The sequence below is a fragment of the Haloferax chudinovii genome (genome assembly GCF_042663345.1).
GTDB classification, from domain to species: Archaea; Halobacteriota; Halobacteria; order Halobacteriales; family Haloferacaceae; genus Haloferax; species Haloferax chudinovii.
The window spans coordinates 310,188-335,221 of sequence record NZ_JBHTAB010000002.1; the positions used below are offsets into that span (position 1 = coordinate 310,188).

Sequence of the window (25,034 nt, forward strand, 5' to 3'; positions counted from 1 at the left end):
CGATTCGGCGGTCGAGCGAGGCTCCGCCGAGCCGGGGGGTGTCGCTACTCGTCGAGGGTGTCGACGGTGAGCGTCCCGTCGCCGAACAGCGAGACGAGGTGGCCCGCGTACTGGAACGAGAACCGTCGAGACGGGTCGTGAGAGGGATGAAAGAGAACGTCGAGCGCTTCGGGGTCGACGCCGATATCGGAGAGCGGCGGGAGTTCGAGTGGGCTGAGTTCCGTGGCCGTCGCGACCGCCGAAGCGATGGCGACCGCCACCTCGTCGTACCGTTCGACGGAGGTAGTTACCACGGACCCTGCTCCATCTTCGAGCGGGTCGTCCATACAGTCCGAATGGGTAGTCGGCGACCTATTCGTGTGGGTTGATTATGTAACCCGTTATTGTGGGGGTCGCTCGTCCCGAATCCGCTCTGCGAGCGTCCGGTACGCGCGTTTCAGTCGGGCGGCGACCGCCTGTCGCGAGATGCCGAGTTCCGCGCCGAGTTCGTCCAGCGACGTGCCCCGGTGTTCGTCGAAGTAGCCGCGTTCGAGCGCGAGAAGCAGGGCTTCGAGTTGCGTGTCTGTCAGCCGCTCGCCCGCCGGTGCCTCTTCGGCCGCGACCGACGTGATGCGGTCGAACTCGGTGTCGATGCCGTGTGCCGCCCACTCGCGTCTGAGATCAGTGAGCACGCGGTGTGACGACACCCGGAGCTTGAGCCACCACGAATCGGCGGTCGAGCGACATTCCAAGAGAACCGCATCGCGCGCCACCAACGCCGCCAAAATAGGCGTCTCGGAGACGTTCCACGTGACGCCGTAGAGCGCCCGGTCCGAGACTGACTCGATGAGCGTGAGGTCGTCGACGCTCGGAAGCGACCCCGCTGGCCTCCCGAACGACGCGGCGTCGGGGCCGCGAACCCAGACGAACGACGCCGCCCGCGAGGCGGTCGGGACGGACCGCTCCAGTTCGAGTTCGACGTCGTGTTCCTCGACTGCGGGACCGAACGGGAGCGCGGACAACGGCGCGACGACCTCGACGATGAGGCACACGAGTGATGGTTCGCGGAGGAGGGCAAAAAACCGCGCTTCAGCGTCTCTCCGTACCGTCGTGAACGAATGAACGTCAGGCGTCGGTGAACGAACGACACGGTACTGTGAACTCGGTGAAACGAGCGCGGCGGATTCTGCAACCTATTTGGCGGCCACCGGAGAGTGACTCCACAATGCTGGAGTTGGAACACGGGTTCAGGGTCGTGGACGTGAACGCCCGTCTCGACCCCGACGAGCGGTCGGTCGCGGCGCGCGGGCGGGAGATAAGCCCCGAGCGACTGGAGCGCGAACTACATCAGGCGGGCGTCGTCCGCGCCGTCGTCTCGCCGGGCACACGGCGGGGCGAGGAGAGCTACCTCCGGCCGAACAACGCGGTCGCGCGGATGAGCGTCGACCGACCGTTTCTGGCGTTCGCCCGCATCAACGGCCCGCGCGACCCGAGCGGCCGGCCCTCGGCGCGACTCCGGAACTTCACGTCGTCGCGGGCGGCCCACCACGCCGACCCCGACGACATCGAGCAGTACGCCTACGACGACCGCTTCCACGGCTTTTCGCTCGCGCCGGCGGTCGACGGGCTCCCGGACGACGAGACGCTCGCGATGCTGGAAGACGTGGGGCTCCCCGTCTTCGTCGAAGGCGGACGGGACTTCGAGCCGAGCGCCGTCGCCGAGTCCCTGCTCGGGCGGTTCCCGGTCATCCTGTCGAGCTTCGGCGGCTTCCCGCTCGACCGCGAGCTGATGGACGAGGCCATCGACCTCCTCGACGACCACGACGGCCTCTATCTCGACACGAGTTTCGTCCGCTATCGGAGCGTGCTCGAACGCGCACTGCTCGAACACCCGGACCGCGTGCTGTTCGGGAGCGGCGCGCCCGAGACCCACCCGAACGTGGGCGTCATGGAGATTCTGACGCTCGACGTGTCGGAAGACGCGCTGGCGAAGGCGTTCTCGAAGAACGCGGCACGGGTCATCGAGGCGCTCGCTCCCGGAGAACAGTGACGCGAGTCAGCGCCAGTCGTAGCGGGCGACGGCGCGGTCGGCGCGCTTCGACCGGCCGTGGGGGTTCCGCGTGCGGGTTCGGTCGCGGGCGCGGGCGACCAACCCGTCGGAGACGCCAGTGGCGATACCGCCGAGCACGTCGCGGCCGGTTCCCGCCCACCCCGACGGCGTCACGTCGCCTTTCACGACGCCGAGGGCGGCTCCGACGCCGTCCGAAATCGCGTGTTTCGCCGTCCGCGTGACGGTCCCGGGTCTGACGCCGTAGTTTTTCACGAGTCGATAGGCCAGAGAGCGGTACTTCCAGCCCCAGTCGCGCTCGGAGACGCCGCCGTCGGCCTCGAACTCACGGCGGACGCACATCTCGGGTGCCCACGCGACCGAGCGGCCGAAGCCGGCGAGGCGGTGGGCCGCGTCGCGCGCGCCGCCTGTCTGGAGGTATTCGTCGAAGCCGTCGAGGGCGTCGATGGCCCCTCGGCGGAACGCGACGTTGCCGCCGTTGAAGTACGTCACCGAGCGGCCGCCGATGGCGTTCCGTTCGAGGGACTCGGTCGTCATGCCGTTGCGGAGCGTCTGGTGCATCGGCCCGGTGACCACGTCGGCGTCTGCGATGCCGTCTTCGAGCGCCGACAGCCACGACGACTCGACGGAGAGGTCGTATCGAAGGAGTGCCACCACGTCACCGTCGGCGACTTCGAGGCCGGCGTTGCGAGCGACGTTGAGGTTGCGGTCGGAGATTTCGACCAGCACGTCCACGTCGTCGCGCTCTCTCACCATCCCGGTCGTGCCGTCGGCGGAGGGGCCGTTGACGACGACGACTTCCGCGTCGGGAGCGTGCTCGGCCAGCGCGTCGAGGCTGGTGGCGAGCCGGTCCCGACCGTTGAGCGTCGGGAGCACAACCGAGAGGTCCATACCCGACAGTTGCGGTGGACGTACTTAAATGTGAATCGAGAACCGTGTTAAAAACTGCCGTGAGAACGCCTCACTCGGCGTCGCTCGCCCGCGTCGCCGCGCGGGACGCCTCGTCTGCGGATTCGGCCCGCGCGTCCCAGTACGACACGGACGCGAGGTCGTCGCCGACCGGCGAGTCGCCGACGGCGAGGTCCAGCGACCGGAAAGGCTGTGCGATGCCGTTGGGGACCTTCCGGTAGAAGCCGAACGGGATGACGAAGTCGTGGTTCGCGCCGGCGAGGTCGAGGCCTGCGTCGCCGAGCAGTCGCCGCACGTCGCCCTCCGAGTAGAGACGCGACCCCATCGGGAGCAACCAGTTGTAGGCCACCCGGAGGCTCCCGTCGTTGAAGGTGTCGAAAAACACCTGCCCTTTCGAGACGCGGGCCATCTCGGCTAAGAACTTCGCCGGGGTGTCCGCGAGGTGGAAAAAGCGCATCGCGAACACCGCGTCGAAGTGGTCGTCCGGGAACGGCAGTCGCGCCGCGTCGCCGCGGAGGAACTCGATGCGGTCGGCGACCCCCGCCCTGCGAGCCTTCTCCCGGCCCTGTACCATCATCGCCCGCGAGATGTCCAGTCCGACGACGTTCGCCCCCTCTTGGGCGAGCATCACCGTGAACCGGCCGGTCCCGCAGGCGATTTCGAGGATGTTCTTGTCCTCGACGGGACCGAGCGCCGCGAGGACCGCCTCTTTCTCTCGCCGGTCGATGAGCCGACCGCCCTTGGAGAACCGCTTCGAGTCGTACTCCTGGGCGACCTCGTCGGCCTGGTACCACTCCTTTCCTTTCACGCTACGCATAGTCGCGGGGGGGACCGTAAAACGGTACTGGATACGCGGTGCGGTAGCGGGGTCCGGCGAGCGATGGGAGTGAGGTGTTCGTCCGCTGAGCGCGTATTGTGCGACATGCCAACATGCAGAAACTGTGGAGAGACCTGCGAGACTGACGTGCTAACACGGCACATCGGCGAGGGGCGGCTCGTCGTCCACTGCCCGGACTGTCACGCGCCGCTCGGGAGCTATCGACTCGGCACTCAGCCGGTCGATACGATTCGAAACACGGAGTGAGACGCCTACTCGCGGTCGATTTTCCAACAAACGCACGATATTAATATGTGTATTATGTGTCTGGATTCTTTTCACACACTTGTAGCTAACTCTTAACACGGAGCAACCGACTGTGACGGGTATGAGCACCACCTCTGCAGAGCCAGATACTGAAGACCTGCTCTCGGAAGCCGAGTTCCGAGAGCGCCTCCGCGAGCTTCCCCCGAGCGCGAAGCTCGTCGCGAAAGTCCTCGAAAGCGACGCGCCCCTCTCGCAGGGCCAACTCGCCGAGGAGTCGCTGCTGCCGGACCGCACCGTCCGCTACGCGCTCAACCGTCTCGAAGAGTCCGACCTCGTCGGCTCGCGCTACTCCTTCAAGGACGCGCGAAAGCAGGTTTACTTTCTCAACACGTAAGCGCGCGGTCCACCGATAGCGCGACAGACCACCGCCCGCGGGGGCGCACTCCCGCAGACCAAGCCACCACTTCTCTCGAACCACCTAACACGCCGGCGAGCGTAGCCGCCGCCATGCACGTCACGCGCATCTCCGTCCCAGTCGCCACCCGCGCGCCGACCGGCGCGACCAACGCCTACCTCGTCGCCGAGGGCGGGGATAGCCTGCTCGTCGACCCCGCGGCCCGCACCGACGACCTCGACGACCTCGTCGCGCGCGAGGACGTCGACCACCTCGCGGTCACCCACACCCACGCGGACCACGTCGGCGCGGTGGCCGCCTACGCCCGCGAGACGGGCGCGACGGTCTGGTGTCGCCGCGGCCGCGAGCGCGCCTTCTCGGCGGCGACCGGAATCGAACCCGACCGGACGTTCGCCGAGGGGACGACCGTCCCCGTCGGCGGGGGCGTCGATGTGCTCGACACGCCGGGGCACGCCCGCGACCACGTGAGTTTCGTCGCCGGCGACGCCCTCATCTGCGGCGACCTCGCGGTGGCCGAGGGGAGCGTCGTCGTCGGTGCGCCCGAGGGCGACGTGCGCGCGTACCTCGTCGCGCTCAGGCGACTCCACGCGCGCGGCCCCGAGCGACTGCTACCGGGCCACGGCCCCGAAATCACGGACCCGCGGGCGACGCTCTCGCGGCTCGTCGCGCACCGAAACGACCGCGAGCGGGCCGTCCTCGACGCGGTGCTCGCCGGGAACGCGACGCCGGACGCCGTGACCGACGCCGCCTACGACAAGGACGTCTCCGCAGTGCGCGACCTCGCCCGCGCGACGGTCGTCGCGCACATCGAGAAACTGGCCGCCGAGCGTCGGGTCCGGTGGGACCCCGAGACCGAGCGGGTGGAACCGCGGTAGCTCGTGCGTCGTCGGCATCGGAGTCGTGGGTAGCCGAGGCTCGCGCTCCCCGAAAACCGCGCCCCTCTTTGGGCTCGCGCTCGCATCGCGGGTATGGACCTCGACGCCGAGCTGGACCGCGCCCGCGACCTCGACGTGTCGGAACTCGCCGACGCAATCGAGTCCATCGGCTTCGAATGCACGCGCTGTGGCGCTTGCTGTAAGGGCTACGACGGTGACGACGGCCCCGAACCGCACACGGCGACCGTCTTCCCCGGCGAGGTGCGCGCCCTGCAGGACGCCGCCGGAGCCGCCGACCCCGACGGCGATGGGGCCGGCGGAGACGACTCGGGCGGCGAGTCGGGAACCCCGATGGAGTGGCGAGACGTGGCCCGTCCGATGCCCTACGGCCTCGCCGAGGGCGACGACGGCCCCGAGGGAGAGACGTTCGAGTGGGCGCTCCAGACGACCGCCTGCGGCGACTGCCGATTCTACGAGGAAGACGACGACGGACGGGGTGGCTGTCGAGTCCACGAAAACCGGCCGCTCATCTGCGAGACCTACCCGTTCAGCGTCGCCCTCGGCGGCACGAGCCAGCCGATGGGCGAAGCCGTCGACGAGGAGGGCGTCGTCCGCGCCCACGAGTGCGAGGGCCTCGGCCGGGACATCTCCCGGGAGGACGCCGAGGAACTGGCGCGGACGCTGAAAGAGCGAGCGATTCGAGAGCTACGCGAGGCGCGGGGCGTCACCGACGCCTACGAACCGGTCGAGACCGGCCCGGGCGAGGTCGTCGTCCACGACTCGGAGGGGGCGAAACGGCCCGACGGGACGCGGGTTCAGTAGTCGAATCCGCTGACTGCGGTACATCTTTAACACTCCGGCCTGACCACATATTGGAGGTCTTACGGTGGAAATCTCAGATAAACTCCTGTGTCTGTTCAATGCTGACGTTCGCACCGAGGACGACCGCTACGTCGTCGAAATTCCGCGCCGCGAGGTCGAGACCGGGACCGTCGAACCCGGCGAGACCTACCGCGTCGCGCTCATCTCCCGCGAGTCGAACGAACCCGCCGAGTCCGAATCGAACGCCGGACCGACGCCCACGAACGAACCGCAACCGCCCGTCGAAGCCGGCGAACTCCGCTACGTCGAAATCGAGGACATCGGCAAGCAGGGCGACGGTATCGCCCGCGTCGAGCGCGGCTACGTCATCATCGTCCCCGGCACCGAAGTCGGCGAGCGCGTGAAAGTCGAAATCACCGAGGTCAAGTCTAACTTCGCCGTCGGCGAAGTCGTCGAAGACGACTTCTGACGGCGCTCTTTTCGCGGTTCGACGCCCCTCGCTCGATGGGACGTCTCCCCCGGGTCGACAGACCACGACTGCAAGTGAACGACGCACCACGCTTGCGAGTGAACGCGCCGGGCGTTTCGAGCGCGAAGGGAGAGCGCGGTTGCAGGTGAAGAGCGGAGTTTCGAGGGCTGAAAACCCTACTGAACGTACTTCGTCACGTCGGCGTCGACGCCCACGTCGGCCGCGTCAGTGTAGGGGCGATTCACCACGATGTCGCCGGCGGTCGAGCGACCGATGCCGGGGATGGCGGTGAGTTCGTCCATCGACGCCTCGTTGAAGTCGAGCGGGTAGGGAACGCCGGTGACGGAGCGGTAGCCGTGGTCGACGACGGCCACGTCGATGGTCTTTCCGAGTTCGCGCTCGCCCGGAATCCCGACCAAAAGCGGGTAGGTTCCGAGCTGACGGCCGAACGTCCGACCGTCTTGGTGGTATTCGAGGTGGACGTTCGGGAGGACCGTCCCCGCGGGGGCGACCCGGCGGAGCATCGGCTGGTCGATTTCCTCGCGGACCTCTTTTTTGTACGTCTTGAACAGCTGTTTGTGGTCGCGGGCGATGTCGGCACCCGTGTCGGACATGTCGGTGCCGTCGAACGCCATCACCTGCCGGATGTTGATGCGGCGGACCATGAGGCCCTCGTCGTAGACGCGCTGGAGGAACCGCTTGTTGTGCTCGAACGTCTCCTCGCGCTCGCCTTTCAGCCCGTGGAGGAGGTTGATGCCGGGGAGGAGCTTCGGTAGGCGGCTCGCGGCGTTCGAGCCGTGAGTCGGCGCGTCCGCGGGGTCGTCGCCGGGCCGCCAGCCGGCGACCTCGTTGACGATTTTGACCGCCTCGAAACACTCGTCGGCGGAGACGTTGAGGTTGTTCTCCTCTTGGACCACGGGGTCGGCGGATTCGAGGCCGAACGCCGCGGTGTCGCCCGCCGTGTTGTGCTCGGCGATGATGCGGAGCGCCTCGCGTGACTTCTCGGGCCAGCCGACGATGGTGATGGGGTTGACGTTGTCGAGGTGGAGCGTGCCGAGGTCCGGCGCGACCTCTCGGATACCGCCGTAGAGGCGGCGGAGCGCGTCGGGGTTCGGGGCCTCGCCGTCGCCGCCGAACGCGAGGATGTCGGCCTGCCGGCCGAGCCGGAAGTGTCGCGCGCCGCGGTCGTAGAGGTTCTCGACCTCCTTGACGACGGAGTCAGCGGTGCGGAACGCCGGGTTGCCGTACAGCGGTTCGGTACAGAACGAACAGCGGTAGGCACAGCCCCGCGAGGTCTCCATCTCGCAGATGAGATGGTCGGGGTGGTTCGGGTGCTGTTCGATCACGAACGCGCCCGTGGCGGCCCAGCGGTCGAGTTCCTCGTTGTCGCGCATGCGGTTGCCGAAGCCTTCGAGCCCGGAGTCGACGAGGTCGTAGGCGGCCGCCTCGATGTCGCCTTTGGCGACGAAGTCGTAGTCGAGGTTCTTGCGCTCCATGTCCTGGCCGCCGGCGTTCTCGTCGCCGACGCCGAAGCGAATCGGCCCGCCCATCAGGGCGGTGCCTTCGGCGACCCACGCGAGTTCGCGCACCTCGTCGGGTTCGGCGGGCGTCCCGCCGACGTACTTGCCGGGGACGGTCATGCCGCCGATGTAAATCATGAGGTCGGCGTCGGCCACGTCGCGCCACTTCTGTCTGTCCTCGCGGAGTTCGTCGATGGTGTGGTAGACGACGTTGGACTCGGGGACGCCCGCGTCGACCACCGCACCCGCGGTGAACCTCGGATACGTCGAGATGTACGGCGGCACGCCGAAATGCGCCGGCTCGTCGACGTATCCGTCGACGATAGTCACGGTGAGGTCGGCGGGGTCGGTCATCGGTCGCGGTTCGGGTTCGACGCGGAAAACCCAACCGGTCGGCGGTCGCGGCCCCGCGCCGCGTCGTGGGGGCGCTTCCGCCTCCCGCGCGTTTATGAGCGTGGGAGCGTAACTGACGGCCATGCCCGCGACCCTCGAAGTCAAGTGCGCCAACGAGGACTGCGAACTCGACATGTTCGAGCTGCACTACACCTACGATATGCCCGACGACGTGACGGTGGCGGAGTTCTCCTGTCCGTACTGCGGCGAGTCCCGCTTCCTGGAGGAGATTCAACTATGAGCGACCTGCGGAAGTTCGGCGAGTCGGCGGCCAACGCCGTCCTCGAACGTGTCGGCCGCGGCGTCAGCCAGATGCAGGAGCGCAAGCCGCTGGCCCACGACCTGCTCGAATCCGAAGACGCCTATCTGGTCGTCTTCGACGCGCCCGGCGCGCGCGCAGAGGACGTGCAGGTCCGCTTCCTCGACGGCGAGGTCGAGATTCGCATCGACCGCTTCCGCGACTTCCACGAGGGCTACGAGATGCGGTTCCCCGGCCGCGGTCTCACGCTCTCGGGGAAGGCGACCATCCCCTCCGACGCCTCGGTCGAGGCCGCCGAGGGGACCGCCACGGTCGGCAAGAACGGCACGCTCCAGATTCGGATTCCCAAGGACGAGCGCGCGAGCGACATCGCCGTGACCGAAGAAGAAAACGAAGGCGACGCGGACGCCGACGACGGGTCCGACGCCGACGACGAGGTCGACTTCGGCGACGTGGACGACCAAGACGCCTGAGTCTCAGTTTCGACCGCGACGACCCCGACGCATCTCCTTTTCGCGTTAGTCGCCGTCGAGCGTCATCCCCTCGACCACCGCGAACTCCTCGTCGCCGTCGAAGCGGCGGGGGTCGAACGCGTCCGGTATCGACGCCTCACCGTCGCCGAGCACCGCCTCCGCGAGTCGCTCGCCGATTGCCGGAGCCCACATGAAGCCGTGGCCGTGCCAGCCGGCGGCGACGAAGATTCTCTCGGTGACTGCGCCGACGAGCGGGTTCCGGTCCGGGGTCGCCCCGCAGAGGCCGGCCCACGCGCGGTCGACCGGTGAGTCGGTCTCGACGGTCGCCTCGTCGAAGCCGCCGATGCCGGTTCGGTGTCGAACCGCGTCGAGGGCGTCGGTGACGAACCAGTCGTCCGCGGTCGGGTCCCAGTCGTCGGGGTCGGGTTCGACCGGTTCGACGCCGTCGCCCGCGAGGACGCCCGCGGGGTGCGGCCGCAGGTACGACTCCGCTGTCGCGTCGTAGACGGTCGGCCCGCGGTAGTCGCAGTCGGCGACGAGCGCCTGCGCCCGGTAGGGTCTGAGCGCGATGGGGTGGCCCGCGTCGGCGAGCAGGCGGCGCGAGTGGACGCCGGCCGCGACGACGACGGCGTCGAAGCGGGCGGTCACCACGTCGTCGGCGGCGACGCCGGGCGGGTCGACCCGGAGCGACACCGCGTCGCCGACGCGGAACTCGACGCCCGCGGACTCGCACTTCTCGACGAACAGGTCCACGTAGGCCGCGGGGTCGACCCAGCCGGCGTTCTCGGCGACGCCCGCGAGGAGCACGTCGTCGGTTCGAATCGGGAACCGGTCGGCCAGTTCGCCGGCGTCGACGAGCGACACCGCGCGGTCGTGGACGCGCATTCGTTCGACCGACTCTTCGAGCGCCGCGGCCGCCGCGTCGTCGCCCTCGCGCGCGAGGAAGACGTACGGCGTCTCGTGGAAGGCGAACTCGCCCTCGCCCGAGAGGCTCCGAAAGCGGTCCATCGCGCGGTCGGCGACGGCCACGTCGATGTCCTCGGCGTAAGCGTCGTAGCAGATGCCGGCGGCGCGGCCCGTCGTCCCACCGCCGGGCGCGTCGCGCTCGAACAGCGTGACCCGCGCCCCGCGCTCGGCGAGGTCGAAGGCGGTCGTCAGGCCGACCGCGCCCGCGCCGACGACCGCGACGCGCGCTGATTCGTTCATGCCCCGTCTCCGTCGGCGACCGACTTGAATGGCGGTTGCTCGCCGGTCGTTCGAGTGGTCGAGAACTGCGCGGTGCAGTCGCTCGGGATGTGTAGAGAGACGGGGTAGGTCGGCCGGCCGTGGCCCGCGTGGAAACCACGTGGGTCCGAAAGGAGCCACCCGACCGTGCCGTCACCTGTCCTCTTCGGCGACCGCGTAAAAGGCCACCGGTGTCGGTGGAGAGGACGCGAGGGGAGAGTACGGAGGTGCGGGCGGTGGACGACTTACTCGGCGAACTCGTCGACGCCGCGAGCGGGGTAGCCGACCACGAGGTCGATACCGGCGTCGCGGAGGTCGTCGACGCGCCGGCGCACGTCGGCCACGGAGCCGATGAGCGCGTAGTCGCGCGCGGCCTTCAGGAGCACCTCGCGGGCGCGCCCCTCGGCCGAGGCGTCGGTCGCGGCGTCGTCGGGGAGCGCGCGAGCGACGGGGCGGCGGCGGGAGACGTACGCGCCGACGGCGTCGAGAATCTCGTCGTCGTCGTCGGTGAGGGCGGTCGGGGCGTAGACCGCGACCTCGCCGTCGAAGCCGGCCGCCCGGAGCGCCCGCACGTCTCCCCGGGTCGACCGCGAGAGGAGTTCGTACTGGGTGCCGCCGGCGGCGAGGGCGATTCGCTCGATGCCCTCGGTACCGACCCACGCGTCGGGCGCGCGCTCTCTCGCGGCGCGGAGACGGGGCGCGACCGCGCGACGCGCCTCGTCGTCGGTCAGGTACGCGCCGTGGCCGGCCACGAGCACCTGCCGAATCCCGTCCGGGAGCCACTCGTACAGCGAATCGTCGCCGAGCGGGTCGAAGCCGTCGGCGCGGACCGGCGTGGTCAGTCGGACCTCTTTTTCGCCCGCGAGTTCGCGCAACACGTCCTCGTCGGGGAGTCGCTCGCGGCCCTCGTAATCGATGGCAACGACGTCGAGCGGGACCGAAAGCGCCTCGCGCACGTCGCACTCGGCGGGCTTGAGTGCGACTGCGTCCAGACCGGCTTTCGAGACCGCGCGCTCGGCGGTCAGCATACTATCACCACAGAAATTTCAGTACCGTCGCGGAACGCGATCCATCGTCTGTGCGACCATGTGAGAACTGATAGCGTAGAGGAGGGCAAAATCCTGTCGATGACGGCGATGCTGGCTCGCCGCGGCGGTGTTTATATGTCTCGGATCGGCCCGACTGCGAGCGCTCCGAAGCTCGTGTCAGCCGGTCTCACTGCGAGAGACCGCCGCGTTCACCCGCGTACCAACACGATTGTATTCAGGACACAATTCTAAGTTCCAATCAGTATTCGAAAGCGAACCGTGACAGGCTCAAACGCCCGTTTTCGGTCATTCCCAGTTCTATGGATTCGGAAATCGCGTCGCCGTTATATGGGGTTCGCGGCCGACGATTCAGATGTAAGGTGAACCGAGATGCCCGCTAACGCACAAATCGAGATGCTGGGGAACAGAATGGACTTCGACTACTCGCGGGGCGTCACGGGCTACGTGCTCGTGTTGACCCGCCTCATCACCGGCTACTGGTTCCTCCACGCGGGTTGGGGGAAGCTGACCGGTGAGGCGTTCAGCGCCGCGGGCTACCTCGCGAACGCCCCCGCCGCCTCGCCCCTTCAGGGCTTCTTCGCGTGGGCCGCCGCGACCCCGTGGCTCCTCGACCTCACGAACGTCATGGTTCCGTGGGGTGAGACGCTCATCGGTCTCGGGCTCCTCGTGGGCGCACTCGTCCGGCTCGCCGCTTTCTTCGGCGGCGTCCTGATGGTGTTCTTCTACCTGGGGAACGCCGACTGGGGCCACGGCGTGGTCAACAGTGACCTGTTCGGGCTGATGATGTTCGCCATCGTCGGGACGCTCGCGGCGGGCCGCATCCTCGGCCTCGACGCCATCATCGAGAAGATGGAGTTCGTCCAACAGCACCCCGCGCTCAAGAACCTCCTCGGCTGAGGGGGTACACGCGGGCTGAAGAAGAGAGGGGAGGGAGTAACGGAAGCGACGTCGACGACGCTGTTTTTCACTGATTCAGATGCCGCCGAGCGACCGCACCCGTGGTCGGCGCGCGCCGAGGGGCACTACACCGGGTAGTCGGCGTCGGGGTCGACCACGCGGTCGACCTCCTCGGGGACGCGCCAGTCGGTCGTGAGTTCGAGCAGTTGCACGAGCATTCGCCCGGTCGCGCCCCAGACGGTGTAGCCGTCGACGTGGAAGAAATGGAGTCGAATCTCGCCGTACTGCGGGTGGTCACGGCGCTCCGACTCGTAGTTCGCGCGGTCGGTCAGGTCGTCGACCGCGAGCACCGCGATTTCGGCCACCTCGCGCTGGTCGGGTTCGTACGCACGGTCGGGCACCGCGGCGACGAACGGCGAGACGGCGTAGTCGGTCACGGTGAGGATGTCGTCGAGTCGGCCGTGAAACGCGGTCTCCTCGGCTCGAAGCCCGATTTCCTCGTTGGACTCGCGGAGCGCGGTCGCCCGCAGGTCGGCGTCGCTCGGTTCGCGCCCGCCGCCGGGGAAGCTCATCTGTCCCGGGTGCTCGCCGAGGTGGTCGGCGCGCTTGGTAAACAGGATGTGCGGCCGCTCGTCGCGGAACAGGACGGGGGCGATGACGGCCGCCCGCCGGCCCGCGTCGACGGTCACCGGTTCGTGTCGGCTGACGCCCGCGAGGTCCATCGTCACGATTCGTAAAGAGATGCCGCGACTTAGGCCTGCCCCTCCGCGTCCAGCGCGGCGTCGAGGCGCTCGCGAATCGACCCCACGTCGGTGTCGGCCCACGCTTCGAGGTCGTACGTGACATCGAGCAGACGCTCGATTTCGTCTTCATCTGCCGACTGCACCGCGCTCGCGGCCGCCGCGCGGAGCCGCGCTTCGACCTGCGTGGCGAGTTCGCCCCGCGGTACCTCGCGGGTCGGGTAGTCGAGGATGTGCGGTAGGTCCTCCGCCCGCTCGGGGAGCGTCGGAAACGCCATCGGGCCGACCGTCAAGAGTTCCGCGTCCGTCTCGTCGTCCTCGTAAGGGACGAGATAGTAGGCGTCGACCGCGTCGGAAATAGTATCGGAGAGGGCGTCTGCGTCCGTCTCGCGGCTCTGTTTGAACGCGAGTTCGCCCAGCGCGGTCGCCAGCTCCTCGCGGGTGAGCGCGCCGAAGAGGTCGACGACGCCCGCGAGGTCGTCGTAGGTCGCCTCGCTCATCGGCCCGCGCCCTCCCGCACGTCGCGGAGGTCGTCGCTCGCGGCGGCGAGCACCTGGTCGGGCGACAGCGACGTGTCCGTCCACGCCGGGAGCCGCGTGTCCTCGCCGGGTTGCGAGATGGCATCGGCGTAGGTGGCGACCTGCTCGCGCTCGTCTCCGCGGTCGTAGTCGAAGCCGTTGAACGCCGCGTCGGCCGCGTACTGCTCGACCAGCCGGTGTCCGGCGTCGCGGTAGCGGTCGGCGAGCGTGTCGAACTCGACGCTCCCGCCGTGTTCGACGACCGCCCGGAGGAGCGTCCGTCCCACCGACTCGCTCATATCCGAGAGGCCGGTCGGCCCGCTCACCGAGCGGTGGTCGTGTTCGTACTCGCCGAGGTCGACCTGCGCGCTCCGGTCGAAGCCGGCGTGGGCGAAGGCGTCGCCGAGAGTGCCGACTTCGAGGCCCCACTTCCGCGGCGACCGCATCCGCACCGCGAGGTCCGAGGTGGCCGCGAACTCCCCGGCCAGCGCGTACCGGAACGAGTCGAGGTACCGGACGACGGGGGCGTCGGTCTCGGCTTCGAGCGCGCGGACGAGCGGGGCGTAAAACAGCCTGAACAGCCGGCCGTAGAGCCGCCCCTCCTCGACGCGGGCGTAGTAACCCTTCGAGAAGTCGTGGCCGTGCGCCAGCGGGAACAGGAGCCGCGGGACGTAGCGCTCGTCGTAGGTTTTCGTGTCCGCGTCGTGGACGACGACGTACTCCTCGCTGGCGGCACAGCCGAGCGCGAGCCACACGTCGCGTCCCTTGCCGCGCTCGCCGTCGAGACCGTGAGAGTCCAGCAGGTCGGCGACGCGGGGGCCGTCGCACCACAGCACGTCGAGCGGCAGGTCGTACTCGTCGAGCCAGTCGGCGAACGGGGCGACCCGGTCGGCGGGCGCGCGAAGGGGGACGACGACCCGCGCCGGCGAGAGCGACTCCAGCGTCGAGAGCACCCGGTCGGCGGCGAGGCCGGCGTACTCCCGCTCTGTCATCGGCACGACCACGGCGGCGCGGTCGGTCGGGGCGTCGGGGACCGAACCGGCGAGGTCGTGGAGCGTCGTGACCCGCTCTTGTACGTACTCCATCGTGTCGGTCGTGGGACCGGGCGAGCAAAAGTGCGGCGAGAGCCGAGTCGTCTGCCGGCTTCGGACTCCCCTCGCCCGGCCCGCTCAGTTCGGGATGCGCCCGGCGCGCTGGAACGCGATGAGGCCCGCGACGACGACCGCCAGCCCGACGGAGAACCAGAAGAACACCTCGTCGAACGCGTAGCCGATGTCGGTCAGGGCCCCGACCGCGCCCGACCCGCTGGCCTGGAATATCATCATGCCGAACGAGTACACCGAGTAGGCGCTCCCGCGGCTCTCGTCGGGGAGCGTGTCGAGCAGGTAGGCGTCGAGCGCCGGAAAGAGGCTGTGGATGACGTAGCCGACGACCGCGGTGACGACGACGAGACCGACGAGGGTCGTCGTCATCGTGAGGACGAACACCGAGACGACAAAGGAGACGAGCACGCCGAGGATGTACGGGATGCGCGGGAGCCTGTCGGCGAGCCGCCCCGAGAGGAAGAACGCCGGCACGCCCGCGCCGAAGATGACCGTCAGCATGTTACGCGCGGTCGTCGCCGGCAGGCCCTTCGACACCATGTACAGCTCGTAGAAGTTGAACAGGCCCTGCCAGACGAAGCCGGTGAACCCGAGGATGACGATGCCGGTGAGGATGACCCGCCACTCCGTGCGGGCCGCGCCGAGGAGGTCGCGGTCGGCCGCGCCCGCGTCCGGGAGGTCCGTCGAGCGGGCCGTGACGAAGAGCGCGAGCGTCACGACGGCGGCGGCGAGACCGACACAGACGAAGACGAGTTGCCACGCCGCGGAGACGAACGGGACGCGGTCGACGAGGTCGGGGCCGACCGCGAGGACGACCGTGACGAAGGGGGCGACGCCGACGGCCGCGAGCTGGCTGGCGGTGCCGTGGATGCCCATCGCGCGGCCGACGCGGTCGGGGAACAGCTCGCTCACGAGTGGGTTGGCGGCGACGAAGTACGCGCCCGAGGCGAGGCCCATCGAGACCGCGCCGACCATCAGCGTCTCGACGGTGGTCGCGCTGGCGGTGACGCCCGAGGCGACGACGAGGACGACGCCGGTTCCGAGCACCACCCGATGTCTCGGAACGCGGGTGAGAAGCCAGCCGGTCGGGACGCGGAGGGCGGCGCTTCCGAGCCAGACGAGGGTGGCGACGATGCCGACGGTGGCGCGGTCGACCTCGAAAAAGAGAATGAACTCCCCGAGAAGCGGTGCGAAGACGACCCGCGCGAGGTTGACGAGCAACACCATCCCGCAGAGCGTTCCGAAGAGGCGGCCACGTGACACGGTCGGAACCGCGCGCCGCGAGGTGACAACAGTTTCGGCTGAACGAGACCGCGGGGCGTCGTGCGGGGTGAAAACGGGGTTGTCGTCGGGTTTTTATGTTCGTTGCACAAACGGGAGCGTATGAAGACAACGCGGAAGGGGCTCCGAGACGGGGAGTTAGAGAAGGATACCTACGGGCGGCTGACGTGTTCCGAGTGCGGCGAGTCGCTGAAGAAGCAAAACGACCCGGACGAGGTGTTCTCGGTCCGCATCTGCGGCGACTGCGGGCGCGAGTGGAAAGAGCTCAGATAACCGCGAACCGACCGCCGACTGCGAGCGCCCGTCGGAGTCTGCGACCGCTCACTCGAAGACCGAATCGAACGCCCGCGCCCCGAGGGGGTCGAACGTGCCGGCCGCGACGTTCTCCGCGACGTGTTCTACCGACGACGCGCCGACGAGCGCCGCGGTCACGCCGGGCGCGCTCCGCGAGAAGTTGAGCGCCCGCTGAACCGCCGTGTCGCCCGCGAGCACCGAGTTCACCGACGCCGGAATCTCGGCGGCGAGGTCGCCCTGTGCGAGGCTGGCGCTCGTGAAGGCGTGCAGGCCGTGTTCGTGGGCGTACCAGAGCGCGCTCATCGCCTCGCCCGCGTCGGTGTCGTGGCTCTCGACTGTGAACGCGTCGGCCATCACGACGTTGAACGGAAGCTGAATCGCTTCGAGCGAGTGGTCGTCGTTGCCGACGGTCTCGGCCGCGCGCTCGGCCCGGCGGACGAGTTCGGGGAGCGACAGGTACGAGTCGTGGTCCGGCGCGACCCGGAGGCACTCCCACGTGGCGACGCCGTACCGACCGATATCGTCGGCCGCGACCCGGCGTTCGAGCACCTCGAAAGCGGCTTCGACGCGGTCGTACACCGTCTCGCGGTCGACGGCGGCCAACTGCGTCTCGGGGTTGTGGAGGTAGTAGCAGTCGATGTGGTCCAGTCCCGTCAGGTCGAGCGACCGGTCGACCATCTCGTCGACGAAGGCGGGCGCGATGGTGTGACTGCCGTGTGCGAGTTCGTCGGGGTCGGCGAGGCCCGCGTCGAGGACCGTCTCGCGGACGTACGCGCCGGGGTCGGCGGGGCGCTCGCGGTCGAAGGGGACGAACCCGGCCTTCGAGGCGACGACGACGGCGTCGCGGTCGACGTCGGCCCTGCGGACCGCGTCGCCGACGACCCGCTCGGAGCGCCCGTGTCGGTAGTTCGACGCCGTGTCGACGAGGTTGACGCCGTGTTCGAGCGCGGAGACGAGCGACTCGCGGTAGCGCTCGTCGACCGCGTCGGTCGGGTCGCCGAGGTAGGTTCCGATGCCGATACTGGAGACGACGCCGGGGCCGAACCGCCGGTAGAAGGTGCGGCCGAAACTGTCGCCGAACCGGTCGCGGTAGGCCCACGTCGCCCGTCCTGTAGCCATGGGCGAGCCTACGGCGGCCGGCTGTTAAGGGCCACCGGTCCGCGTCCGGCGATGGCCGTCAGGTCCGAGGGTCAGATATCGCCCGACAGCGCCTCGAAGATGTGTTCGACGAGTTCGTCGCGGGGGACGGACTCGCCGTCGCCGCCGTCGGTGACGGCGTCGGGACGGATTATCTGTCCGCCGCCCATCCGGGCGTGGCCGCCGGCGCTCGCCCCGCGGTAGTGGTCGAGCACGGACTCCAGCGTCCGGCCCATGTGGACCCGGTCGTCGCGGGAGCGCCCCGAGAGGTAGACGTTGCTCTCGCGTTCGCCGCAGACGACCGCCGCGGTAACGCCTTCGAGTTGGATGAGTTCGTCGGCCGCCTGCGGGATGGCGTCGACGTTCGAGATGGTGCCGATGTCGGCGACGGCGAAGGGGCCGCGCACGTCGCGGCCGGCGATGGCGCGGGCTTTCGCCTCCAGCACCTCGCGGGAGACCTCGGGGTTGGCGATGCGGTCGAGGTGGTCCTCGTTGACGCCGGGAAAGAGGAAGCCGGCGGCGGCGAAGTCCGCGGCCGAACAGCCCGCAGTGAGGTGTTTGGTGTCCGTGAGAATCCCGTAGACGAGGCCCGTGGCGACCTGCGAGGGGACGGTGTAGGAGGCGTTCACCTCGCTTGCGTGCATGTCCGGCGGGACGGGTTTCGCGCCCACGTCGCGGAAGTACTCGGCCACGATGCTCGAACACGCGCCGTAGTCGGTCCGCACGTCGGTGAACGCCTCGCCGGTCCCGTCGCCGGGGTGGTGGTCGACGACGGCGTAGGGGAGGATTCCCTCCGCGCCCGCGAAGCCGCGGGGTTCGTTGTGGTCGACGAGGACGACCGCTTCGGCGGCGAGGTCGCTCACGTGGTCGATTGGGTCTAAGTCGAGTTCAAGAACGGTTCGGAACGCGCGATTTTCTTGGTGTCGAATCTGGCCGGCGAACTGGATGGTCGGTGTGGTCCCGACCTGCTCTGCGAGACAGGCCACGCCGATTGCCGCGGCCATGGCGTCGGGGTCCGGGTTCGGATGCATGAGGACGGCGATTTCGTCGACGTCCGCCAACGCCTCGGCGAAGCGCGTGCCCATCGGCCGCTTGAACCGAATCGCGGCGTAGACGACGAGCGCGAGGGCACCGAGCGCGACGACGAGCGCCGCCGCAACCTCGGGGTGAGTGCGCACGAACGAGTCGAGAGACTCGAAGATAGCACCCGTGTCGAACTGCCCCACCGGACCCAACATACACAACACGACCGGGGCCTACCGTATGAATATTCCCCCTAATCGAGTTATCCCGAGCGACAGAATTTCGGCGGCTCGAACCTGTCGAGCCGTGAATACGCTCAGTCGCCGCCCGCCCGATACGCGTCGATTGCCGCTCGGTAGCCCTCCCGATAGGTCGGATACGCGAACGAATAGCCGAGTTCGCGGAGGTGGTCGTTCGAACAGCGCTTGCTCGTCAGGATGCGGCGGCGGGCGGCCGCAGAGAGGTCGCCGTCGGCGAGGCGCTCTTGCTTGGTGCGCTTTTCGGGGCGCGGGACGCCACATTCGTCGGCCAGCCAGTCGGCGAACTCGTGTTTCGAGACGGGTTCGTCGTCGACGACGAGGACGGTGTCGTCGCGGGCGCGGTCGGTTTCGAGGAGGGACGCGACGACGCCCGCGGCGTCGTCCCGGTGGACCATGTTGAGGTAGCCCGCCGTGACCGGGCCGTGCAGATAGCGGTCGAGTCGATAGCGGTCGGGACCGTAGAGCCCGGCGAACCGGGTGACGGTCCCTTCGATTCCGCGCTCTGCGGCGTGCTCGCGGGCGACGCGCTCGGCCTCCGCGAGAACGCGCGTCTTGTCGGTCGTCGGGTCCAGCGGCGTCGACTCGTCGACGAAGTCGCCGCCGTGGTCGCCGTAGACGCCCGTGCTCGACGTGTAGACGAGTCGCTCGGGCGGCGAATCGCGGGCGGCGAACTGGTCGATTGCCGTTCGGAGTCCCTCGACGAAGACGGTGCGGGCGGCGTCGGCCCCGCGGCCGCCGGAACTCGCGGCGAAGACGACGTGGTCCACGTCGGGGACCGCCCCGAGGGAGTCGGCGTCGGTCACGTCGGCGCGAACCGCTTCCGCGCCGGTCGCTTCGACGGCGGCGAGACCCTCGTCGGAGCGGCGGACGCCCCACACGTCGTGGCCGTCGGCGACGAGCGTGCGGGCGAGTTCGAGGCCGACGTAGCCACAGCCGAGGACGGCGACTCTCATCGCTCGTTTCGGACGGCGATGACGTGGTGGATGGCGGCCAGTTCGTTCAGCGTGGCGGCGGTGCGGCCCTCGATGGCCTGCTGAATCTCCTGTCCGGAGAGGTCGAGGTCGACCTCGGCGGCGAGCGTGTCAACGTCGAGGATGCCGCTCGTCATGCCCATGAGGAGGTGGTCGCGGAATTCCCAGACGATGGCGTCAGCGTCGGGATTGCCGTCGGCGAGTTCGAGGACGGCCGCGGCCTGTTCGAGCGTGAGGTCCAACACGCCGTTCGAGAGCGCGGCCTCCGAGACACCGGCGGCCTCGGCGGCCGTCTCCGGCCCTGCGGCGTCGACTGCGCGGCGAATCTCGTCCTCGTAGGCGGCCCGCAACTCGTCGGCCGAGAGGGTTCCGGGCTCCGCGGCGGCGTCGTGCAACATACACCGCGGGTTCGGCGTTCCGACGGCAAAACGGTTGCCACTCGGGTCGTATTGACGGCTACTCGTCGAGGGGGCAGTCGGCCGCGACGGTACAGCCCGGTCCTCCCTGCCAGCCCTCGGAGCGCTCGTCCGCGTTGCCGTCGATGTCGCCGACGCCGACGCCAGACGGAGGCACCGCGACGACGATTGTCGTCTCCACGTCGAACGAGACGCGGTCGCCGCGGCCGACCGTCTCGGCGGCGCCGTCGTCGTCCCAGTCGAGCGCGACCGTCGAGCCGTCGCGGGCGTACGTCAGCGACTCGGCGTCGCCGCGGGCGTGGACGCGGAACTGCGCGAACTCGCCGGCGACCGCCACGTCCCAGACGTTGACCGTCGCGTACCAGTACCCCGGGACGGGCGCGACCGGCATCCCGGCGGGGACGCGCTTGAACGACGTGTCGAACCGCGAGTCGAGCGTGTCGTTCAGGCGGTCTGCGACCGCGTCCTCGGTGGCGTTCATCGCCGCGTCGGTCGCCACGTCGGCGACGGCCTGCTGACGGGCGGTTCGCGTGGGTTCGACCGTCCGGTTCGTGAGCCGCTGTGGGACCGTCGTCGAGCGGTCTCGGCGGACGGTTCTGAACGCCACGTCGAGGCGGCGTTCGAGGAGGTCGGCCTCGACGGTTCCCGGGGCGGCCACCTCGACGGCGATTGCGCGCGCCGCGGAGCCGTTCGTAATCGCCAGCGCCCGGTGAGCAGGGTCGTCCCACGCGCCGAGCGAGCGCTCCAGAATCCGCTGGCGCTCCGTCACGGAGTGGTTGGTGTGTTCGCGAAGCGTGTGTCGGGCGGCCTCCTCCGCGGGAACGACCGACCGGTCGACCGCGGTTTCGAGCCTGTCGCGGCGGTCGGCAATCGTCTCGTTCGTCCCGTTCATGTTCGCGAGGACCGAGTCGGCCGCGAGGAGCGCGCGAGCCGCGACGCGAAGCGGGACGCGGCGGTTCGCGCCGAACACCGGTTCGAGAACGGTGTCGGCGGCGTCGCCGTAGGGGAGCGTAAACAGGTTGGTATTGCGGGCGACGAGCGGGTGATAGGTACCGCCGCGGGCGACCGTCGGGACCGCGGCACCATCGAGCCCGCCGAGCGAGAGGTACATCGGGTCCGCGTCGGGGACGAATCTGACGCCGCCGGCCCGGGCGGTCCCGTTCGTGCCGTCCGCCCGCGTCTCGCCGAGCGCCGCGCGGGCGACCTCCTCGGCGCGGACCGCATCCGAGAGCGACCCGAGGTTCGCGTCCCTGGTCGCGTTGTCGGCCGCGCCGGTCGCCGCCGCGCTCCGGTTCGCCCGGCGGTCGAGCGCCGCCAGCACGCGGTCGAGGTAGGTCGCGCGAACCGCGACGCGCGTCCGGTCCGCGACACCGTCGTAGGCGGCCGGTGCGCCCACGAGGTCCCGGCGGTCTGCGCGGAGGTCGGCCGCGAGTTCCGCGGCGAGGTTCACCTCGCCCGCGGCGACTCGCCGTGCGGACGCCGTCACGCGTCGGTCTCTGACCCGGTCGGCGAGCGCGACGAGGTCCGAGCGAACCCAGCGGTCGAGGCCGGCGGCCGACGGCGCGGTCGCCTGCCGCGGCTCGGGCGGGTTGCCGGTCGCAACGTCGCAGGCGATGTCGTCGAATCCGCCGCGCGTCACGACCGCGTCCGCCGCCGCGTCGGCGGCCGCGGCGAAGTTCTCGCCGTCGAGCGCGCCGCCGGGGGTACTCGCGGGGTCGATGGGGCGCACGGGGGCGGAGACGGTCGCCGGGTCGACGACGGCCGCGAGGTCGACGCGCGTCCTCGTCTCCGTCCGCGCTTCGGTCTGGAGCGTTTCGTTGCCCCGACGGAACGTTCGAGTGGTCGTCTCGACCGTCGTCACGATGCGAGAGCCGGCGTCGACGACGACAGTGTCGGCTTCGACCGCCGGAGTTCTCGTCGGCACCGTCTCGGCCGACGACGACGTGTCGGTCGAGATGCTGACGAGTGTCCACCCGCGTCCGGAGTTCTCCGGCGGGTCTTCGGTCCGGGAGAGAACGTCCGTCTCCGCGTCGATTTCGACCGCGGCGCGGTGGGCGTCCGCGACCACGCCGTCGTAGGTCGGCGCGTCGCCGCGACCGTCAAGGAGGCCGACAAGCGCGTGGTCGGCGGCGGAGCCGACGGAGGCGTTGATGGTCCGGTTCGTCGGTATCTCGCTCGCGGCCGACTCCGCGGACGGGTTCGGGGCGGGAAGCGCGTTCGCCAGTTCGGGCGCGGCCGGAGCGCCGGTCTGCGAAAGCAGGCTCTGGGCACCGACGCGGACGGCGGCGCGACCGGTCGCACCGCGGCCGTCGGCGTCCGTCGCCCCGAACGCCTGCTGTTCGGCGAGGAGGACGCCGGCGTTCGTCGCCAGCGCGGCGTGGTCGTTCGAGACGACGTTGTCCACGGGCGCGCCGGCGTACTGACTCCAGCCGCGGGTCCACGCCGAGGCCCACAGCGCGGTCGTCACCGTCGCGTCGAGCGTCCCGCCGTCCAGCGCGTTCGCGTCGAGGCGGCGCTCGAAGGATTCGGTCCGGTCGTGGAGCGCGAGGACGGGCGTCCGAACGCCGACCGTCGCGGTGACAGACTCCGCGGCGACGGTGCGGCCGCCGCGGGCGACTTCGACCGAGACGTTCTCGACGGTCGCGACGAGGACGGTCCCGTTCTCGCGACTCGAAATGGAGACGCGGTCCATCGCGTCTCGCAGGCTCGACTCGTTCGTCGGTCGCGGCAGGGTCGCAGTCGCGTTCACGTCGCCGCGGGCGACCGAGACGGCGCGGAGTCGCTCCGTCGCGGCCAGCGCGATGCGGAGCCGGAGATAGTCGCGGAAGGGGCGCTCGTCGGAGAGCAGTCGTCCGACGGTCGTGTTCGCGGGCGAAGTGACGGGGTTCGCCGCGGCCGCGCGCGCCGCGTCGCCGACGGCCGCGCGGATGGCGGCGTCGGATTGCGCAGTTGCGCGGTCCATCGCGTCGTCGACGCGCCGGTCGGCCACGGGGTCGTGGCCGGCGAGCGCGCCGGAGAACGTCGCGCTCCCGACGAGCAGTAACACGCCGAGCAGGGCGAAGGGAACCCGGCCCCGGTCGTCGTCGGCGAGTCTCACGGCGACCACGTCCTGACGACGACGGTGACGCGCCCAACGGAGACGGCCTCGGCGGCGGCGCGCGGGGTGTCGTACCGGTCGCGCATCGTCTCGGCGAACCGCGGGTTCAGCGCCGCCGCGAGGTCGGCGTTGGCGGCGCGGGTCTCCTCGCGGGCGACCTCGGGCGCGACGGACGCCCCCGCCAGCGCGCCGGCCCGCTCGTACCGATGGGCCATCAGAGTCGAAACCGGTTCGTCGCCACGGAGCGCGAGCCGGGCGAGCGCCGGCGGGAACAGCCCGGCGACGGTCCGGTCTGCGACGAGTCGAGCGACGGCGTCGAAGCCGTCGGTGCTGGCGGCGACCGCGTCCTCGCGCGCCGCGGGGAACCCGCTCGGCACGTCGAGCGTCGCGGAGTGAACCGTCGCCGAGGACGGCGGCTCGGGACCCAGTGTGTCGCTCGCGCGGACCGACGAGCCGGGAAACGGCGTCCACGAGACGGCGACGGAGACGCCGCGGGTCGGGAGTTCGGAGGCGACGCGGGCGGCGGTCCGCTTGCGGAAGTCGTCGTGAGCGCGGCTCAGGCGAGCGCCGTCGACGGTGACCGCACCGAGCGTTGCCCGGGCGAGGAGACCGGCGAGACTGCCGTGGGCGGTGCGTTCGAGCTCGCGGGGGTCGACGCCGTCGGCATCGAGCAACGACGGGTCGGCCGCGTCGACGCCGGGGGCGAGCGAATAGTTGACCGTCGCGGTGCTCGTCGCCAGCGACGAGGCGACCCCGTCGGCGTCGACCGCGGCATCGCCGCCGAGGCCGGTGTTCGCGCCGGCGTCCGCGGTGACGACGAGGCCGATACTCGCGCTCACGAGTAGCAGACACACCGTCACGTCGAAGACGAGGTCCGTCATCGCCACACCTCGACGCGGAGCGTTCCGAAGCCGACGCGTCCGGGTTCGACGCGGGCGGTGATCCGAGTCGAGTCGGCGTCGGCGTCGGCGGGCGCGTCGGGACCGACGGTGCGGCGGTCGTCGTCGATTGCGACGACGACGCGACAAGAAAAGCCGTCAGGACAGGCGTCGCGGGCGTCCGAGAGCCGCGAGACGACGACGACGCCCGAGTCGTCCGCGAGCGTGGACTCGACGTTCGACAGCGCGGCGGGTGCGAGGTCGCGGTCGGCGGTCGGCAAGGAGTCGTCGAGTACCGTCGCGTAGCACGAAATCGCCGCGCAGACGACGACCAAGGCGGTGAGTGCGGCGACGGGCGAAGTCTGGGCCCTACGCCGAGACGACGGTGACATCCGTTCCCTCCCAGTTGACGTGGCGGACGACGAGCAGTTCGCTGGCGGGGCGCCACGAGGCGTCCCGGTCGCGTGCGGTCTCGGCCGCGGCGGCGAACGCGGCGGGCGAGTCGAAGACGGCGCTCGGCGGTGTGCCGGCGGCGACCGACCCGAGTCGAGAATCGGGCGTCGCCGGCGTGACCGGCCCGAAGCCGAACGTGGCGTGCGCCGCGCCGCCGTCGTTTCGGAGCCCGATGCGGTGCGGGCCGAGGCGGACGGCGTCGGCGTCGAGGTGGTGTTCGGCTGTCGCGTCGTACTCGGCGACGGCCACGGTGTCGACGGCGTCGGCGACTCCCGAGGCGTCGGGCGCGGGCGTGGTCGGAAGCCCGGCGACCGTCCCGACGAGAACGGTCGCGGCCACCGAGAGCGCGGCCCACGTGTAGAGCGTATCGAGCGGTGCGTCGAGCATAGCCCGGGGTGGTCCCGTCCGAGTATATAAACCTCAGCAC

At 69.9% G+C, this 25,034-nt stretch carries 29 protein-coding genes; 10 read left to right on the top strand and 19 right to left on the bottom strand.

Features of this window, described 5'->3' with window-relative positions; genetic code table 11:
* Positions 1-44: 44 nt before the first annotated feature.
* Both ACFQI8_RS05770 and ACFQI8_RS05775 read right to left on the bottom strand, forming a co-directional pair.
* Positions 45-326: a HalOD1 output domain-containing protein gene (locus ACFQI8_RS05770; RefSeq protein WP_390243336.1), complete on the bottom strand. Its 282-nt coding sequence runs from the start codon at positions 324-326 to the stop codon at positions 45-47.
* A gap of 54 nt (positions 327-380) precedes the next feature.
* On the bottom strand, positions 381-1,031 hold the full coding sequence (locus ACFQI8_RS05775; protein ID WP_390243337.1) for a helix-turn-helix domain-containing protein: 651 nt from the start codon (positions 1,029-1,031) through the stop codon (positions 381-383).
* A gap of 173 nt (positions 1,032-1,204) precedes the next feature.
* Here ACFQI8_RS05775 and ACFQI8_RS05780 point away from each other — a divergent pair, with 173 nt between their 5' ends.
* Positions 1,205-2,029, top strand: a complete 825-nt coding sequence (locus ACFQI8_RS05780; protein ID WP_390243339.1) for an amidohydrolase family protein — start codon at positions 1,205-1,207, stop codon at positions 2,027-2,029.
* A gap of 6 nt (positions 2,030-2,035) precedes the next feature.
* Here ACFQI8_RS05780 and ACFQI8_RS05785 read toward each other — a convergent pair whose 3' ends face one another.
* Entirely contained in the window at positions 2,036-2,938 is a 903-nt protein-coding gene (locus tag ACFQI8_RS05785) for a glycosyltransferase family 2 protein (protein ID WP_390243340.1), read from the bottom strand.
* 70 nt (positions 2,939-3,008) lie between these two features.
* Positions 3,009-3,764, bottom strand: a complete 756-nt coding sequence (locus ACFQI8_RS05790; protein WP_390243341.1) for a class I SAM-dependent methyltransferase — start codon at positions 3,762-3,764, stop codon at positions 3,009-3,011.
* A 114-nt stretch (positions 3,765-3,878) separates the two neighbouring features.
* On the opposite strand from ACFQI8_RS05790, the gene ACFQI8_RS05795 reads away from it, so the two are divergent.
* From ACFQI8_RS05795 to ACFQI8_RS05815, 5 genes are all read left to right on the top strand, one after another.
* Entirely contained in the window at positions 3,879-4,040 is a 162-nt protein-coding gene (locus ACFQI8_RS05795; RefSeq protein WP_390243342.1) for a hypothetical protein, read from the top strand.
* A 121-nt stretch (positions 4,041-4,161) separates the two neighbouring features.
* The gene (locus ACFQI8_RS05800; protein WP_004971253.1) at positions 4,162-4,434 is read left to right on the top strand and encodes a winged helix-turn-helix domain-containing protein; all 273 of its coding nucleotides are present in this window, start codon (positions 4,162-4,164) and stop codon (positions 4,432-4,434) included.
* A gap of 113 nt (positions 4,435-4,547) precedes the next feature.
* Entirely contained in the window at positions 4,548-5,330 is a 783-nt protein-coding gene (locus tag ACFQI8_RS05805) for an MBL fold metallo-hydrolase (RefSeq protein WP_390243344.1), read from the top strand.
* 93 nt (positions 5,331-5,423) lie between these two features.
* The gene (locus ACFQI8_RS05810) at positions 5,424-6,152 is read left to right on the top strand and encodes a YkgJ family cysteine cluster protein (protein WP_390243345.1); all 729 of its coding nucleotides are present in this window, start codon (positions 5,424-5,426) and stop codon (positions 6,150-6,152) included.
* Positions 6,153-6,216: 64 nt separating this feature from the next.
* Positions 6,217-6,621, top strand: a complete 405-nt coding sequence (locus ACFQI8_RS05815) for a TRAM domain-containing protein (RefSeq protein WP_089778982.1) — start codon at positions 6,217-6,219, stop codon at positions 6,619-6,621.
* Positions 6,622-6,797: 176 nt separating this feature from the next.
* Here the strand turns inward: ACFQI8_RS05815 and ACFQI8_RS05820 are convergent, their stop codons facing one another.
* Positions 6,798-8,495: a radical SAM protein gene (locus tag ACFQI8_RS05820; RefSeq protein ID WP_390243347.1), complete on the bottom strand. Its 1,698-nt coding sequence runs from the start codon at positions 8,493-8,495 to the stop codon at positions 6,798-6,800.
* 121 nt (positions 8,496-8,616) lie between these two features.
* On the opposite strand from ACFQI8_RS05820, the gene ACFQI8_RS05825 reads away from it, so the two are divergent.
* Both ACFQI8_RS05825 and ACFQI8_RS05830 read left to right on the top strand, forming a co-directional pair.
* Positions 8,617-8,775 carry a DUF7559 family protein gene (locus ACFQI8_RS05825; RefSeq protein ID WP_390243349.1) on the top strand — a complete coding sequence of 53 codons (159 nt, stop codon included), beginning with the start codon at positions 8,617-8,619 and terminating at the stop codon, positions 8,773-8,775.
* Complete coding sequence (locus ACFQI8_RS05830; RefSeq protein ID WP_390243350.1) at positions 8,772-9,266, top strand: Hsp20/alpha crystallin family protein; 495 nt, start codon at positions 8,772-8,774, stop codon at positions 9,264-9,266. The genes ACFQI8_RS05825 and ACFQI8_RS05830 overlap by 4 nt, the downstream gene beginning before the upstream one ends.
* 45 nt (positions 9,267-9,311) lie before the next feature.
* Here the strand turns inward: ACFQI8_RS05830 and ACFQI8_RS05835 are convergent, their stop codons facing one another.
* The gene (locus tag ACFQI8_RS05835) at positions 9,312-10,472 is read right to left on the bottom strand and encodes an NAD(P)/FAD-dependent oxidoreductase (protein WP_390243352.1); all 1,161 of its coding nucleotides are present in this window, start codon (positions 10,470-10,472) and stop codon (positions 9,312-9,314) included.
* Between the two features lie 263 nt (positions 10,473-10,735).
* The gene (locus ACFQI8_RS05840; protein ID WP_390243353.1) at positions 10,736-11,518 is read right to left on the bottom strand and encodes a DUF7388 family protein; all 783 of its coding nucleotides are present in this window, start codon (positions 11,516-11,518) and stop codon (positions 10,736-10,738) included.
* A 429-nt stretch (positions 11,519-11,947) separates the two neighbouring features.
* Here ACFQI8_RS05840 and ACFQI8_RS05845 point away from each other — a divergent pair, with 429 nt between their 5' ends.
* The gene (locus ACFQI8_RS05845; protein WP_390243751.1) at positions 11,948-12,436 is read left to right on the top strand and encodes a DoxX family membrane protein; all 489 of its coding nucleotides are present in this window, start codon (positions 11,948-11,950) and stop codon (positions 12,434-12,436) included.
* Positions 12,437-12,561: 125 nt separating this feature from the next.
* On the opposite strand, the gene ACFQI8_RS05850 is transcribed toward ACFQI8_RS05845, so the two are convergent.
* From ACFQI8_RS05850 to ACFQI8_RS05865, 4 genes are all read right to left on the bottom strand, one after another.
* Positions 12,562-13,158 carry an NUDIX hydrolase gene (locus ACFQI8_RS05850; protein ID WP_390243355.1) on the bottom strand — a complete coding sequence of 199 codons (597 nt, stop codon included), beginning with the start codon at positions 13,156-13,158 and terminating at the stop codon, positions 12,562-12,564.
* A gap of 29 nt (positions 13,159-13,187) precedes the next feature.
* Positions 13,188-13,676 (bottom strand): DUF7109 family protein, encoded by a 489-nt coding sequence (locus tag ACFQI8_RS05855; RefSeq protein WP_390243356.1) that lies wholly within the window; start codon positions 13,674-13,676, stop codon positions 13,188-13,190.
* A complete protein-coding gene (locus ACFQI8_RS05860; RefSeq protein ID WP_390243357.1) occupies positions 13,673-14,779 on the bottom strand; it encodes a glycosyltransferase family protein in 1,107 nt (368 codons plus the stop codon). Before ACFQI8_RS05860 ends, ACFQI8_RS05855 begins: the two co-directional genes overlap by 4 nt.
* Positions 14,780-14,863: 84 nt before the next feature.
* Positions 14,864-16,024: an MFS transporter gene (locus ACFQI8_RS05865; RefSeq protein WP_390243752.1), complete on the bottom strand. Its 1,161-nt coding sequence runs from the start codon at positions 16,022-16,024 to the stop codon at positions 14,864-14,866.
* 156 nt (positions 16,025-16,180) lie between these two features.
* Here ACFQI8_RS05865 and ACFQI8_RS05870 point away from each other — a divergent pair, with 156 nt between their 5' ends.
* Positions 16,181-16,351: an HVO_0758 family zinc finger protein gene (locus ACFQI8_RS05870; RefSeq protein WP_390243358.1), complete on the top strand. Its 171-nt coding sequence runs from the start codon at positions 16,181-16,183 to the stop codon at positions 16,349-16,351.
* 48 nt (positions 16,352-16,399) lie between these two features.
* On the opposite strand, the gene ACFQI8_RS05875 is transcribed toward ACFQI8_RS05870, so the two are convergent.
* The 8 genes from ACFQI8_RS05875 to ACFQI8_RS05910 form a co-directional block, all read right to left on the bottom strand.
* Positions 16,400-17,491, bottom strand: coding sequence for an aldo/keto reductase (locus ACFQI8_RS05875; RefSeq protein WP_390243360.1), 1,092 nt, complete (start codon positions 17,489-17,491; stop codon positions 16,400-16,402).
* Between the two features lie 71 nt (positions 17,492-17,562).
* Complete coding sequence (locus ACFQI8_RS05880) at positions 17,563-18,747, bottom strand: DHH family phosphoesterase (protein WP_390243361.1); 1,185 nt, start codon at positions 18,745-18,747, stop codon at positions 17,563-17,565.
* Between the two features lie 101 nt (positions 18,748-18,848).
* Positions 18,849-19,745: an SDR family oxidoreductase gene (locus ACFQI8_RS05885; RefSeq protein ID WP_390243363.1), complete on the bottom strand. Its 897-nt coding sequence runs from the start codon at positions 19,743-19,745 to the stop codon at positions 18,849-18,851.
* The gene (locus ACFQI8_RS05890) at positions 19,742-20,161 is read right to left on the bottom strand and encodes a DUF5791 family protein (RefSeq protein WP_390243364.1); all 420 of its coding nucleotides are present in this window, start codon (positions 20,159-20,161) and stop codon (positions 19,742-19,744) included. The genes ACFQI8_RS05885 and ACFQI8_RS05890 overlap by 4 nt, the downstream gene beginning before the upstream one ends.
* A gap of 58 nt (positions 20,162-20,219) precedes the next feature.
* Positions 20,220-23,285, bottom strand: a complete 3,066-nt coding sequence (locus ACFQI8_RS05895; protein WP_390243365.1) for a DUF7286 family protein — start codon at positions 23,283-23,285, stop codon at positions 20,220-20,222.
* Positions 23,273-24,157, bottom strand: a complete 885-nt coding sequence (locus ACFQI8_RS05900) for a DUF7284 family protein (protein WP_390243367.1) — start codon at positions 24,155-24,157, stop codon at positions 23,273-23,275. The genes ACFQI8_RS05895 and ACFQI8_RS05900 overlap by 13 nt, the downstream gene beginning before the upstream one ends.
* Complete coding sequence (locus ACFQI8_RS05905; protein ID WP_390243369.1) at positions 24,154-24,546, bottom strand: DUF7285 family protein; 393 nt, start codon at positions 24,544-24,546, stop codon at positions 24,154-24,156. Before ACFQI8_RS05905 ends, ACFQI8_RS05900 begins: the two co-directional genes overlap by 4 nt.
* Positions 24,524-24,994 (bottom strand): DUF7283 family protein, encoded by a 471-nt coding sequence (locus ACFQI8_RS05910; RefSeq protein ID WP_390243371.1) that lies wholly within the window; start codon positions 24,992-24,994, stop codon positions 24,524-24,526. The genes ACFQI8_RS05905 and ACFQI8_RS05910 overlap by 23 nt, the downstream gene beginning before the upstream one ends.
* Positions 24,995-25,034: the final 40 nt, after the last annotated feature.